The 13,951-nt window shown below is 41.6% G+C and carries 12 protein-coding genes and 1 rRNA gene; 5 read left to right on the forward strand and 8 right to left on the reverse strand.

Going from position 1 to position 13,951, the window contains the following annotated elements; genetic code table 11:
* The 8 genes from NZD81_RS11285 to dnaA form a co-directional block, all read right to left on the reverse strand.
* A 16S ribosomal RNA gene (locus NZD81_RS11285) occupies positions 1-93 on the reverse strand; the annotation flags it as partial.
* A 288-nt stretch (positions 94-381) separates the two neighbouring features.
* Complete coding sequence (gene gyrA / locus NZD81_RS11290) at positions 382-2,847, reverse strand: DNA topoisomerase (ATP-hydrolyzing) subunit A (RefSeq protein ID WP_014662458.1); 2,466 nt, start codon at positions 2,845-2,847, stop codon at positions 382-384.
* A 210-nt stretch (positions 2,848-3,057) separates the two neighbouring features.
* A complete protein-coding gene (gene gyrB / locus NZD81_RS11295) occupies positions 3,058-4,974 on the reverse strand; it encodes a DNA topoisomerase (ATP-hydrolyzing) subunit B (protein WP_014662457.1) in 1,917 nt (638 codons plus the stop codon).
* 53 nt (positions 4,975-5,027) lie between these two features.
* Positions 5,028-5,273, reverse strand: a complete 246-nt coding sequence (remB, locus tag NZD81_RS11300) for an extracellular matrix regulator RemB (protein ID WP_003219266.1) — start codon at positions 5,271-5,273, stop codon at positions 5,028-5,030.
* 17 nt (positions 5,274-5,290) lie between these two features.
* Entirely contained in the window at positions 5,291-6,403 is a 1,113-nt protein-coding gene (gene recF / locus NZD81_RS11305) for a DNA replication/repair protein RecF (RefSeq protein ID WP_040081112.1), read from the reverse strand.
* A gap of 15 nt (positions 6,404-6,418) precedes the next feature.
* Positions 6,419-6,634, reverse strand: coding sequence for a ribosome maturation protein RlbA (rlbA, locus tag NZD81_RS11310; RefSeq protein WP_003219264.1), 216 nt, complete (start codon positions 6,632-6,634; stop codon positions 6,419-6,421).
* A 130-nt stretch (positions 6,635-6,764) separates the two neighbouring features.
* A complete protein-coding gene (gene dnaN / locus NZD81_RS11315) occupies positions 6,765-7,901 on the reverse strand; it encodes a DNA polymerase III subunit beta (protein ID WP_014662455.1) in 1,137 nt (378 codons plus the stop codon).
* Positions 7,902-8,089: 188 nt separating this feature from the next.
* Entirely contained in the window at positions 8,090-9,430 is a 1,341-nt protein-coding gene (dnaA, locus tag NZD81_RS11320; protein ID WP_289860552.1) for a chromosomal replication initiator protein DnaA, read from the reverse strand.
* A gap of 626 nt (positions 9,431-10,056) precedes the next feature.
* On the opposite strand from dnaA, the gene rpmH reads away from it, so the two are divergent.
* The 5 genes from rpmH to mnmE all read left to right on the forward strand — a co-directional run bounded on the left by rpmH (position 10,057) and on the right by mnmE (position 13,935).
* A complete protein-coding gene (rpmH, locus tag NZD81_RS11325) occupies positions 10,057-10,191 on the forward strand; it encodes a 50S ribosomal protein L34 (protein ID WP_003178075.1) in 135 nt (44 codons plus the stop codon).
* Between the two features lie 150 nt (positions 10,192-10,341).
* The gene (gene rnpA / locus NZD81_RS11330; protein ID WP_003242628.1) at positions 10,342-10,692 is read left to right on the forward strand and encodes a ribonuclease P protein component; all 351 of its coding nucleotides are present in this window, start codon (positions 10,342-10,344) and stop codon (positions 10,690-10,692) included.
* A gap of 144 nt (positions 10,693-10,836) precedes the next feature.
* Positions 10,837-11,622 carry a YidC family membrane integrase SpoIIIJ gene (gene spoIIIJ / locus NZD81_RS11335; RefSeq protein WP_050982297.1) on the forward strand — a complete coding sequence of 262 codons (786 nt, stop codon included), beginning with the start codon at positions 10,837-10,839 and terminating at the stop codon, positions 11,620-11,622.
* The gene (gene jag, locus NZD81_RS11340) at positions 11,619-12,245 is read left to right on the forward strand and encodes an RNA-binding cell elongation regulator Jag/EloR (protein ID WP_040081117.1); all 627 of its coding nucleotides are present in this window, start codon (positions 11,619-11,621) and stop codon (positions 12,243-12,245) included. Before spoIIIJ ends, jag begins: the two co-directional genes overlap by 4 nt.
* 310 nt (positions 12,246-12,555) lie before the next feature.
* Entirely contained in the window at positions 12,556-13,935 is a 1,380-nt protein-coding gene (gene mnmE, locus NZD81_RS11345; RefSeq protein ID WP_289860553.1) for a tRNA uridine-5-carboxymethylaminomethyl(34) synthesis GTPase MnmE, read from the forward strand.
* Positions 13,936-13,951 lie beyond the last annotated feature (16 nt).

The raw sequence follows: 13,951 nt of genomic DNA on the forward strand, positions 1-13,951 counted from the left end.
ATCAGGGAGCAAGCTCCCATCTGTCCGCTCGACTTGCATGTATTAGGCACGCCGCCAGCGTTCGTCCTGAGCCAGGATCAAACTCTCCGATAAAAAGTTTGACTGACTACGCACATCGCTGTGCGATTTATAAAAAATGAATTAACAGGTACGTTTTGTCTTGTTTAGTTTTCAAAGAACTTTGTGTGCTTCTCTCGAAGCGACTACTTAATAGTAACATTTTTAGTTAACTAGGTCAACACTTTTTTGAAAAAGTTTTTACTAGTCATGATTGTTACGTTTGCGTCTTTTAAAAGACAACAAAAATGATTATACCATAATTTTTAAGACTGTAAAGAGGAATAAAACAAAAAAGCGCAGCTATTTTAGCTGCGCTTTTTCTCACACTTCTTCTTGTTCTTCTTCATTCTCATCTTCTTCGTTTTTCTCTACTAAGGCCACTGTAGCAACATGTTCTTCTTCTGCCATTCTGATGAGACGCACACCTTGAGTGACACGTCCGGTGATTGAGATATCACTGATGTCCATTCTAATGAGTACGCCGCTGGCTGTAATAATCATTAGATCCTCTTCACCTTTAGTAGCTTTCACTGCTACTAGTTGGCCGTTGTTCTCGGTGATTTTTGCTGTTTTGAGCCCTTTTCCGCCCCGGCTTTGGGTTCTGTACTCTTCAGCCGGAGTCCGTTTTCCGTATCCTTTTTCAGTTACGATAAGGACGTGTGATTCTTCCTCTAATATCTCCATGCCGACAACAACGTCGTCATCTGTCAGGGTGATGCCTTTTACGCCTGCCGCAGTTCTTCCCATCTCCCGGACATCTGTTTCAGGGAAACGGATCAGTAAACCGTTTTTCGTTCCGATGATGATTTGTTTTGTACCATCAGTCAGACGTACACCCATCAGTTCATCATCCTCACGAAGACTCAAAGCGATTAGGCCATTGTTGCGGATATTAGCGAATTGAGACAGCGAAGTTCGTTTTGAAACCCCGTGCTTTGTTGTGAAGAAAAGGTAAAGCTCCGCATTGAATTCCGTGACTGGAATAATCGCGTTGATCCATTCACCCTTTTCTACTTCCAGCAGGTTAATAATCGGGATTCCTTTTGCTGTTCTGCCGTATTCAGGGATTTCATACCCTTTTGCACGATACACTTTTCCCTTGTTTGAGAAGAAGAGAATCGTGTCATGAGTTGACGTAGAGATCAAATGCTCAACGAAATCATCTTCGTTTGTTCCCATTCCTTGTACACCTTTACCGCCTCGTTTTTGACTGCGATAAGTTGATGCAGGAAGACGTTTGATGTACCCGTTGTGTGTCAGAGTGACGACGATATTTTCTCTCTCAATGAGATCTTCATCTTCAATTGTCTCTAGTCCAGAAGTGACGATCTCAGTACGTCTTTCATCGTTAAAACGCTCTTTGATTTCCGTGAGTTCTTCACGAATAATCTCAAGCACTTTATATTCATTTGCCAAGATGTCTTTTAGCTCTGCAATTAATTTAACAAGAGATTGGTATTCTTCTTCGATCTTTTCACGTTCCAGTCCTGTTAAACGCTGGAGCCTCATATCAAGGATCGCTTGTGCTTGCTTCTCTGTCAGTGAGAATTGTTCAATTAAACCTGTTCTCGCAATTTCAGCCGTTTGAGAATTACGGATAAGGGAAATAACTGCATCGAGATGATCCAGAGCAACTCTCAAGCCTTCAAGGATGTGGGCTCTCGCTTCCGCTTTACGCAATTCATAGGCAGTACGGCGTCTAATTACGACTTTTTGGTGGTCAAGGTAATGCTCCAGGCATTGCTTAAGAGTTAAAACTTTCGGCTGACCATCAACAAGTGCAAGCAAGTTGATACCAAAAGATGTCTGTAGAGCAGTTTGTTTGTACAGATTGTTTAGAATGACATTTGCATTAGCATCACGTCTAATTTCAATGACAATTCTCATACCTGTACGATCTGACTCATCACGCAGATCTGTGATGCCCTCTATCTTTTTATCCCTAACGAGATCAGCAATTTTCTCGATTAATTTCGCCTTATTTACTTGGTAAGGCAACTCTGTAACAATAATTCTTTCTTTACCTGAAGATGTTTGTTCGATCTCAGCTTTTGCCCGAATTGTAATAGAGCCTCGGCCAGATTCGTATGCTTTCCGTATACCGCTTCGGCCCAAGATTTGACCCGCAGTCGGGAAATCAGGACCTGGAATGACTTCCATAAGCTCTGGAATTGTAATGTCCGGATTCTCACTGACAGCAAGTACACCGTCAATGATTTCTCCCAGCTGGTGCGGAGGAATGTTTGTTGCCATACCTACCGCAATGCCGGCAGCACCGTTCACGAGCAGATTTGGGAACCTCGAAGGCATAACGACAGGTTCTCTTTCTGAACCGTCATAGTTATCCTGATAATCGATTGTGTCTTTTGTGATGTCTCGAAGAATTTCCATCGAGATTTTAGACATTCTTGCTTCTGTATAACGCATGGCAGCCGCTGAGTCTCCGTCAACAGAACCGAAGTTTCCGTGACCGTCAACGAGCATATAACGGTAGTTGAAATCCTGAGCCATTCTGACCATGGATTCATATACCGCTGAATCACCGTGCGGATGGTATTTCCCGATAACCTCTCCAACGATACGCGCGGATTTTTTATAAGGCTTGTCACTGGTCATGCCCAAATCATTCATTGCATATAAAATCCGTCTATGAACCGGCTTTAAGCCGTCACGAACATCCGGAAGAGCACGGGATACGATAACGCTCATTGCATAATCCAAGAAGGAAGTACGCATTTCCTGACTGATATTTATTTCACGAACTTGTGGTGTGTTTTGTTCACTCATTAAAAAACCTCCCTGAAGTATCACATGAAATATGTGGGAGTAGATTGTCCATTATGACCTTCAATACGATTTCACTATTCTCCATTATATCAATAAACTTATGATTATACACATTAAATTGCTAGAATATATAGGTATTGCAAGCATTGCTGCATCTGATCTTGTTTAGAAAAAAGCCTTATTTCTTATTGGAAATAAGGCTTTTTATGATTAGATGTCAAGATTTTTAACGTATCTCGCATTTGCTTCTATGAAGTTTCGGCGCGGTTCTACTTTGTCGCCCATCAGCATTTCGAATGTCTCATCCGCATCCATTGCATCTTCAAGAGTTACCTGAAGCAGCGTTCTAGAGCTAGGATCCATGGTTGTCTCCCATAGCTGGGTGGCATTCATTTCACCAAGACCTTTGTAACGCTGCAATCCAGGCTTAGGTGTTTGAGGAAGCGTTTTTAACAAGTCTTCAAGCTCCTTGTCATTGTACGCATATTCAACACGTTTCCCCTGTTGAACCTTGTAGAGCGGCGGCTGTGCAATGTACACATAGCCATTTTCGATAATTTGGCGCATATATCTGTAAAAAAACGTTAACAGCAGTGTTCTGATGTGCGCACCGTCAACATCGGCATCTGTCATAATGACAACTTTATGGTAACGGGCTTTCTCTAGGTTGAAATCTTCCCCAATACCTGTGCCAAGTGCTGTAATCATAGAGCGAACTTCGTTGTTAGAAAGGATCTTGTCCAGTCTTGCTTTTTCAACGTTCAAGATCTTACCTCTAAGCGGCAAAATAGCTTGGAAATGTCTGTCCCGTCCTTGTTTAGCAGATCCACCGGCAGAGTCACCCTCTACGATATATAACTCGGAAATGCTCGGATCTTTTGAAGAGCAGTCCGCTAGCTTACCGGGAAGGTTTGAAATTTCCAAAGCGCTCTTGCGGCGTGTAAGTTCACGCGCTTTTTTCGCAGCCATTCTAGCTCTTGCCGCCATTAAACCTTTATCGACAATTTTTTTGGCCGCATCTGGATTTTCCAGCATAAATGTTTCCATTGCCGCAGAAAATAACGTATCAGTGATGGTCCGAGCTTCTGAGTTGCCTAGCTTTGTTTTCGTTTGGCCCTCAAACTGCGGATCAGGGTGTTTGATTGAAATAATCGCGGTCAGCCCTTCTCTTACATCATCTCCGCTTAGGTTGGGGTCATTTTCTTTAATAAGACCTTTTTTTCTGGCATAGTCGTTGATAACACGAGTCAGGCCCGTTTTGAAGCCAGCTTCATGGGTACCGCCTTCGTACGTGTTAATGTTGTTTGTAAACGAGTAAATGTTGCTTGTGTAGCTGTCATTGTATTGTAAAGCCACTTCAACCGTAATGCCGTCCTTTTCGCCTTCAATGTAAATCGGCTCTTCATGGACAACTTCTTTAGAACGGTTTAAATACTCTACATAACTTTTAATTCCGCCTTCGTAATGGTACTCGTTTTTACGCTCTTGCCCTTCACGTTTATCTTCGATCGTGATGTTTACGCCCTTTGTCAAAAAGGCTAATTCACGCACGCGGTTGGCAAGCAGATCATAATCATACTCAGTTGTTTCTGTGAAAATTTCAGGATCCGGGACAAAATGTGTCGTCGTTCCTGTATGATCCGTTTCGCCAATGATTTCAAGGTCTGAAACCGGAACTCCGCGTTTATAGGTTTGGCGATGAATTTTACCGTCACGGTGAACCGTCACATCAAGCTCTGTTGATAGTGCGTTCACGACCGACGCACCTACACCGTGTAATCCTCCGGATACTTTATAGCCGCTTCCGTCAAATTTTCCTCCGGCATGAAGCACCGTCATAATGACTTCTACCGCAGGACGGCCCATTTTTTCATGAATACCGACTGGAATACCGCGGCCATTATCTACAACCGTGATACTGTTGTCTTTTTCGATTTGAATATTGATATCTTTACAATAACCGGCGAGGGCTTCGTCAATACTATTGTCGACAATTTCCCATACCAGGTGGTGAAGGCCTTTGCTGTTTGTCGAGCCGATATACATCCCCGGTCTTTTACGAACAGCTTCCAATCCTTCTAGTACCTGTATCTGATTTTCATCATAACTGTTTTGCTGCTGTTCCATAGCCACGTCATTCACCTACACTTTTCTAAACGATATATTCGTGATAAAAATTTCTAAGAATCTATTTCAAACATAAATTGCGCACGTTTTTTTAATGTGCTGGAAGATAAGGGAGAGTAATATATATTCTGAACCGTGACTACGATAGATTTGGGCGTGCCATTTACGGAAGGCACCACCTTGTGTTTCTGTTTTTTCAGAAATTCTTCAACAATAGGCGACATGTTGGCTTTAAAGTCAAAAATGCCGACAATATCTCGTGTTGAAACCACAAAGTCATCACCTAAATGAATATACAATTGCTCACCTCATTTCTTCACTTCACTAACGCACCATTTTGCACACGGAACATTCCTGCTTGACGTAAGGTTTCGTGATCAATGCCATCAACGCTTGTCGTTGTGACAAACGTTTGTACACGGCCTTGGATCGTATGAAGCAAGTGTGACTGGCGATAATCATCTAGTTCACTCAGTACATCATCCAATAGTAAAATGGGATATTCTCCGATTTCTTCATGGATCAGGTCAATCTCCGCCAGCTTAAGGGACAACGCCGTCGTTCGCTGCTGTCCTTGAGAACCATACGTCTGCACATCGCGTCCGTTCACATAGAAAAGGACATCGTCACGATGAGGCCCTGACAAAGTAACACCGCGCTCGATTTCTTTTTCTCTTAATTTAGAAAACGCTTCTTGATAGCTATCTCCTATTTTCGACAAGTCTACGGGATCTGATACATCAAGAGCTGTATGGTACTTCAAGGTCAGTTCTTCAAGCCCTCTTGAGATGCCTGCATGGACGGGCTGCGCCCATTTTTCGAGCTGTGCTGTAAACTGCAGGCGTTTTACGACGACTTTTGCTGCAACTTCCACAAGCTGATCGGTCAAAACATCGAGCATCGTCCGGTCTGTTTGTTTTCTTGTTTGCAGCTGTTTTAAAAAATGATTCCGCTGGGAAAGGATTTTCTGGTAAAGAGAAAGGTCATGAAGGTAGACGGGAGAAACCTGTCCGATTTCCATGTCAAGAAACCGCCTTCTCACTTGAGGGCTTCCCTTTACAAGATTTAAATCTTCCGGCGCAAACATAATGGTGTTGAGGGCCCCGACATACTGGCTGAGCTTTTGCTGTTCAATATGATTGACCTTGCCCTTTTTACCTTTTTTGGAGATGACGAGCTGCATCGGGATCGCCCCGTTTTGCTTCATCACTCTTCCCTCTATTTTAGCATAGTCTTTGTCCCACCGTATAAGTTCTTTGTCATTTGATGTCCTGTGCGATTTCGCCATAGACAAGACATAGATCGCCTCCATGAGGTTTGTCTTCCCCTGGGCGTTTTCACCGATGATCACATTTACTTTATTTTCAAATTGAAGTTCAGCATGGTCGTAGTTGCGGTAAGATGTCAGTTCTAAGTTCTGGATATACAATCAGTGTCACCCGCTTTAATTGACGACTTGAAATGAACCAAATCCTTCAATCTCTACCACATCTCCAACATACAGCTTTCTGCCTCGGCGGTTGTCCGGCTCGTTGTTCACAAGCACTTCATGCTCGCTTAAAAACCACTTCGCCATACCGCCAGACTGAATCACATCGGCTAATTTTAAGAATTGTCCGAGTGTAATCATCTCTGTATCAATTGAAATCGGATTTGCCATTATATCGACCTCTTTCAAATATCACTAATATCTAATTGTACTAAAAAAAAACGAATTAGGGAAAGGGAAAACTTGTCGGAGCAGTTGCCGAATAGAAAAGCTGCCGACGGGTCGGCAGCAGTGTATCGGATTAATAGGTTCTGACAGGAAGGATAAGCTGTACAATCGTTTCATCATTCGGCGTGCGAATTAAGAAAGGTCTCATTGCACCTGTAAAGCTTACGCGTATTTCTGCTCCTTCAAGCACCTTTAGTGCATCCATCATATATTTTGGACTAAAAGAGATATTTAATTCCTCACCCTCAATTTGATCCGCAACAATTGCTTCCACAACTTTACCGATTTCAGGGGAGTTAGAAGAAATTTCAATGGATTCAGCTGGTTTTGCGGACAGCTTCACCACGTTGTTGCGTCCCTCTCTGGCTAAAAGAGATGCACGATCAATGGCCTGAAGGAATTCTTTTGTGTTCACAATGATTTCTGTTTTGCTGTCTTGCGGAATCAGACTGGTTGTGTCTGGATAATTTCCGTCCAGAAGCCGTGAGAAAAATAAAACGTTTTTCGCTTTAAACAGAACTTGAGTTTCTGTGATCACGATATCTACGAGTTCCTGATTGTCATCCAAAATCTTGCTGAGTTCAGTTAAACTTTTTCCTGGAATCACGACGTTATAAGATCTGTCTTCTGGAATATCAAGTTTCGCTTTTCTTAAAGCAAGACGGTGACTATCCGTTGCGGTGCATAATAATTCACTTTGTTCCACTTTCCAGTTTACACCTGTCAAGATAGGGCGTGTTTCTGAGGTGGACACTGCGAATACTGTTTGTCTGATTAAATTTTTTAACAAATCAGTTGGAATCTGAATCGCATGATGTTCTTCAATCTGCGGCAAGTGAGGATACTCATCAGCATCCAGTCCGTTTAGATTAAATTCGGCTTTACCAGAACGAATAATCGTTAAATACTGATTTTGCACTTCGATTTCTACAGTTGCCATCGGCAGTTTTTTTACAATTTCGCTAAAGAAGCGAGCTTGCAAAACGATGCTTCCGGGCTGTTCGATAGTGACGATTTCTTTATCTCCTTCTTCTTTTGGAATGAAGGATTCAATAGATATATCTGAATCACTTCCTGTAAAGGATACGCCATCATCTGATGCAACAATTTTAATACCAGTCAGAATGGGAATCGTAGTTCTGGATGAAACTGCTTTTAATACATCTTGGACACTTTCAACAAGACGATCTTTTTGAATCGTGAATTTCATTTTTATCCTCCTAACGGATAATGTATTAATATATATATTTTAAAAAAATAGTAGAAGTAATAGTAGGGCCTGTGGATTTGTGGATAAGTTGTGAAAAAGACAGGAAACACAGCCTATCCACATGTGGACAGACTGTGTATGACTTCCGAAAAGTTATTCACACTTTCCCCGATTAATCCCCGGTCCTGCTATTTAAGCAGTTCTTTAATTTCTTTTACATGCTGCTGAAGCTGTTCGTCATCTGCCAGCAGTTTTGAAATTTTTTCATGCGCATGAATAACGGTTGTATGATCCCGTCCTCCAAACTCTTCGCCGATTTTAGGAAGAGAGGAATCAGTCATTTCCCTTGATAAGTACATGGCGATTTGACGCGGAAAAGCTACTGACTTTGTCCGTTTTTTTGCTTTGAAATCCTCGAGTTTAATATTAAATTGCTGGCCTACTACCCTCTGAATTTCTTTAATCGTAATGACTTTCGGTTTTGATGAAGGAATAATATCTTTCAGCGCCTCAGCGGCCAGATCAGCATTAATATCTTTATTAATTAAAGATGAGTAAGCAACAACTCTGATTAATGCGCCTTCCAGCTCCCGAATATTGCTGTCGATTTGATTCGCGATGTAAAGCATAACCTCGTTTGGAATATCGAGGCCCTCTGCTTTGGCCTTTTTTCTTAAAATCGCAATTCTCGTTTCCAGATCAGGCGGCGTGATATCCGTGATCAGGCCCCATTCAAAACGTGAGCGCAATCTGTCCTCGAGTGTCGGAATTTCCTTTGGAGGCCGGTCACTTGAAATGACGATTTGTTTGCTTTCTTCGTGCAATGTGTTAAATGTATGGAAAAATTCTTCCTGGGTTTGTTCTTTCCCCGCTAAAAATTGAATATCATCTATCAAAAGCACATCAACATTTCGATAGCGATTGCGGAAGTCGACGGCTTTATTATCTCGAATAGAGTTGATGAATTCGTTTGTAAATTTCTCAGAAGACAGATAAACCACTTTGGCAGAAGGATTATGATCTATTACATAATGGCCGATCGCATGCATTAAGTGTGTTTTCCCTAAGCCGACGCCCCCATAGATAAATAAAGGGTTGTAAGCTTTCGCGGGTGCTTCCGCTACTGCAAGGGAAGCAGCGTGTGCAAATCGGTTTCCAGATCCGATGACAAAAGTATCAAAAGTATATTTTGGATTGAGCATATTTTGAGGAAAATCAGATGTATCTTCTTTGACCGCCTTTTTGACTTGCGGTTTCGGCATAAAGTCCTCAACATCTTGATTTTGAGGAATGACAAACTTAATGCTCAATTCTTCCCCGGTTAATTCATATATAGTATCTGCAATCAGATGCAAGTATCTGGACTCCAGCCAGTCTCTGGCAAATTCATTGGGAGCCGTGATCGTTAAGGTATCTCCTTGCAGTGAGTGGGCTTTGGTTGACTTCATCCAAGTCTCAAAACTTGGTTTGCTCAACTTTTTTTCGATTTGAGCAAGGGCTTGGTTCCACAGGTCTAATATATTTTCCATCTTCCGGCACGTCCCTCCTTTTCATAGAAAATGGCATCTTTCTCTGTTATAGAACACAAAAAAAGAGCAAATGGCGCTTACCATTCGTACACATTAAATGTTGAAAACATATAATATAGTAGATAAATAGCTTTTCGACAAATTTCACAACTTGTGGACAACCTTCTACACAAGCTGTGTGAAATCAATCCACAACTTATCCACACTTTGTGGATAAAGAGGAAAGGTAAGATTAGTAATCAAGAGTTAAAACACAAATATAATACCAAAATAAACGAGAGCTTGCAATGGTTGTCACAATCTTATCCACAAAGCGGACAACCTGTTGAAAAAATATTGTCCACAGGGGTTGGTAATGTGAAAATGTTGTCGATAACCTTTGTGGATATTAAAAAAAGTCGAAAAAGATATCCACACGCGTGATTTTAGGGGCAAATTGTTTGGATTTGTCTTTTTTTCGTTAAATTAAGGAATCTAAAAAATAAGGTTTCGAAAGTTGAAAAGGTATGGTATCCTATTATGGTTGCAAGAAATAAAAGCACTAGTAAAGTTGACAATGAATAGGTAACGCAAATATAATAAGTAAGACTGTCTTTAACAGCTATTCCTCGAGGGAGGTGTCATAAATGAAAAGAACATTCCAACCGAATAACCGTAAACGCAGCAAAGTTCATGGCTTCAGAAGCCGTATGAGTTCAAAAAACGGTCGTCTAGTTTTAGCACGCCGTCGCCGCAAAGGCAGAAAAGTATTATCAGCTTAGGCCACTGAATAATGTCAGTGGTCTTTTTTCACGTTATGGGAAAAGATAGATGTGATGCGAAATGAACCGGGGCTTGCTTCCTGGTTCAATGCATCTCATTTTCATAATAAATTTTAAAAGTTTCTGCCAGCCAGTATCGGAGTGAGTCATTTGAAGAAGCGAAATCGTTTAAAGAAAAATGAAGATTTTCAAAAAGTGTTTAAACATGGGACATCAGTTGCAAACCGCCAGTTTGTCTTATATACGCTTGATCAGCCTGAAAATGATGAGCTGCGTGTCGGGCTTTCCGTCAGCAAAAAAATTGGCAATGCTGTGATGCGAAATCGGATCAAACGTTTGATTCGGCAGGCCTTTCTTGAAGAGAAAGAGAGACTGAAGGAAAAGGACTATATCATTATTGCCAGAAAACCGGCGAGCCAGCTGACATATGAGGAAACGAAAAAAAGTCTGCAGCATCTATTCAGAAAGTCTTCATTATATAAGAAATCTTCGTCAAAGTAGGCATCACCACTGCTTTCTTACAACTTTTAAAAGCGCTTCCTTTCTGGTTGATCAGAAAAAGACACCATTTAAAACTGAAAGATGCTAAAATACATACAAGTATGCTTTGCAATAAAAGAGTGTAAAGATTAATTATAGGAGGAAATGTTGTTGAAAAGGAGAATAGGGTTGCTATTAAGTATGGTTGGCGTATTCATGCTTTTGGCTGGATGCTCGAGTGTGAAAGAGCCGATCACTGCAGATAGTCCGCATTTCTGGGACAAGTACGTAGTATATCCATTGTCTGAGCTCATTACGTATGTAGCGAAATTGACGGGAGATAACTACGGACTTTCAATTATTCTTGTTACCATTTTAATTCGTTTATTAATTTTACCGCTGATGATTAAGCAGCTGAGAAGTTCGAAAGCGATGCAGGCTTTACAGCCGGAAATGCAAAAGCTGAAAGAAAAATACAGCTCAAAGGATCAAAAAACACAGCAAAAGCTTCAGCAGGAAACAATGGCTTTATTCCAAAAGCATGGTGTTAATCCATTGGCGGGATGTTTCCCGATTTTGATCCAGATGCCGATTTTAATTGGATTCTATCATGCAATCATGAGAACACAGGCGATTTCAGAGCATAGCTTCTTATGGTTTGACTTAGGAGAAAAGGATCCTTTCTATATTCTTCCTATCGTTGCCGGTGTCGCCACATTTGTTCAGCAAAAACTGATGATGGCGGGCAATGCGCAGCAAAATCCGCAAATGGCGATGATGCTTTGGATTATGCCAATTATGATTATCGTATTTGCGATCAACTTCCCGGCGGCTCTTTCTCTTTATTGGGTAGTCGGTAACTTGTTTATGATTGCGCAAACTTTCCTCATTAAAGGGCCTGATATTAAAAAAAATCCTGAGCCGCAAAAAGCCGGAGGAAAGAAAAAGTGAGGAATGTGACTGCTGCAGGGCGAAATGTCGATGAAGCAGTACAGTCCGGATTGCAAGAGCTTGGATTAACGAGGAATAAAGTAGAAATTACTGTTATTGAAGAGGGACACAAAGGGTTTCTCGGTATTTTCGGTAAAAAGCCGGCGATCGTCAAGCTAGTTGAAAAGATTGATCCGATTCAGCAAGCGAAGTCTTATCTTCAAACGATTGCCGAAGCCATTGCCGGAAAGTCTGATGTGACTGTTCAAGAAAGCAAAAAGACAGTGAGATTCCATATAACAGGTGAAAAAACGGCATTGTTGATTGGGAAAAGAGGACAAACCTTAAATGCTCTTGAAACATTGACACAGCTAGTTCTTAACCGTTATCCAGGCCAATATAAAAATGTGACGGTGGATGCAGAAAACTATCGTTTGAAAAGAAAGGAAACGCTGAGCCAGCTGGCCATCAGGCTTGCTGACCAGGTCTTGAAAACGAAAAAAGCAATCCAGCTTGAGCCTATGCCATCCAGTGAAAGAAAAGTTATTCATGATACTCTTTCTGGATATGCAAACCACCAGATCAAAACATATTCAATGGGTGAAGGCGAAAATCGCCATCTCGTTATTTCCCATAAAAAATAGCATAAAACCGAAGTCCGGTAAAAATCGGATTTCGGTTTTTTTGTATGCGAAAAATCTACTTTTCCTAGTAATATCAAGGTTTTGCCGTTTAAGTTTTTTCTTTTTAGGTGTATCCTGTTGATAAAAAGGAAGTTCAGGAAATAAAATTAATTGTTATTCACATGTGGATAAGTTAAAGTAATAAGGGATGAATTTCTATTTCTGTGGATAACACATCTTCCACTTCGAACCAAACTATGTTATCTTTTAGTTTTGGCATAATAAAAATTTTTTTATATAGATGAAACATAAGTAAAGAGAGGTGAACAGCATGGATACAATTGCGGCAATTTCCACACCGATGGGAGAAGGCGCGATTGCGATTGTACGGTTGAGCGGACCAGAAGCCATTCAAATCGCAGATAAAATTTATAAAGGACCGAAGGGGAAAACACTCGGCTCGGTTGAATCACATACGATTCATTATGGTCATATCGTAGACAGACCTTCAGATCGTGTCGTTGAGGAAGTAATGGTATCAGTGTTAAAAGCGCCAAGAACTTTTACACGGGAAGATGTTATCGAGATTAACTGTCACGGGGGAATTGTGACTGTGAACCAAGTGCTTCAGCTCGCATTGAGAGAGGGAGCGAGACTGGCAGAGCCTGGCGAATTTACGAAACGTGCGTTTTTAAACGGGCGAATCGATCTTTCACAGGCGGAAGCGGTTATGGACTTAATCAGAGCGAAAACGGACCGGGCAATGAACGTTGCTATGAATCAAATGGAAGGGCGTCTTTCTGCTTTAGTGCGCCGTTTGCGCAGTGAGATTTTAGAAACCCTGGCTCATGTTGAGGTGAATATCGATTATCCGGAGTATGATGATGTAGAGGAAATGACGCATCAGATTTTAGTTGAAAAGGCAACCGCCGTTAAAAAGGAAATTGAGGCGCTGTTGAGGACTTCTGAGCAAGGAAAAATCTTGCGTGAAGGTCTTTCTACCGTCATTATCGGCCGGCCGAACGTAGGAAAATCATCTCTTCTGAACAGTCTCGTTCATGAGGCAAAAGCCATTGTAACCGATATTCCCGGAACGACACGGGATGTAATTGAGGAATACGTGAATGTAAGAGGCGTCCCACTTCGTCTGGTTGATACAGCAGGTATTCGCGAAACAGAAGACATTGTTGAGCGAATCGGTGTTGAACGTTCTCGCCAGGTTCTGAAGGAAGCGGACCTGATTTTACTTGTTCTTAATAATAGTGAAGAGCTTTCTGAAGAAGATGTAAAACTTTTTGAAGCCGTTGAGGGCATGGATGTTATCGTGATTTTGAATAAGACTGACCTTGAGGCGAAGATTGACACTGAGCGTGTCCGTGAACTTGCCCATGGACGTCCAGTTGTTACGACATCTCTATTAAAAGAGGAAGGCATCAATGATTTGGAAGAAGCGATTCAATCGCTGTTCTATACGGGTGCCATTGAAAGCGGGGATCTGACTTATGTCAGCAACACACGTCACATCTCTATTTTACAGCAAGCAAAACGGGCCATTGAAGATGCGCTTAGCGGCATCGAACAGGATGTCCCGATCGACATGGTGCAAATCGACCTTACAAGATGCTGGGAGCTTTTGGGCGAAATCATCGGAGATTCTGTCCACGAAAGCTTAATTGATCAGCTCTTTTCACAATTCTGTTTAGGAAAATAATAAAAGGAGGAACTAG

Source organism: Bacillus sp. B.PNR1 (assembly GCF_030386235.1).
Taxonomy (GTDB): Bacteria; Bacillota; Bacilli; order Bacillales; family Bacillaceae; genus Bacillus; species Bacillus stercoris.

Excerpts from the sequence above, each read along its gene's own strand:
- rpmH (WP_003178075.1), top strand. The coding sequence starts at position 10,057 with ATGAAAAGAACATTCCAACCGAATAACCGTAAACGCAGCAAAGTTCAT.
- rlbA (WP_003219264.1), bottom strand. The coding sequence starts at position 6,634 with ATGGCAAATCCGATTTCAATTGATACAGAGATGATTACACTCGGACAA.
- dnaN (WP_014662455.1), bottom strand. The coding sequence starts at position 7,901 with ATGAAATTCACGATTCAAAAAGATCGTCTTGTTGAAAGTGTCCAAGAT.
- spoIIIJ (WP_050982297.1), top strand. The coding sequence starts at position 10,837 with ATGTTGTTGAAAAGGAGAATAGGGTTGCTATTAAGTATGGTTGGCGTA.
- dnaA (WP_289860552.1), bottom strand. The coding sequence starts at position 9,430 with ATGGAAAATATATTAGACCTGTGGAACCAAGCCCTTGCTCAAATCGAA.
- mnmE (WP_289860553.1), top strand. The coding sequence starts at position 12,556 with ATGGATACAATTGCGGCAATTTCCACACCGATGGGAGAAGGCGCGATT.
- gyrA (WP_014662458.1), bottom strand. The coding sequence starts at position 2,847 with ATGAGTGAACAAAACACACCACAAGTTCGTGAAATAAATATCAGTCAG.
- gyrB (WP_014662457.1), bottom strand. The coding sequence starts at position 4,974 with ATGGAACAGCAGCAAAACAGTTATGATGAAAATCAGATACAGGTACTA.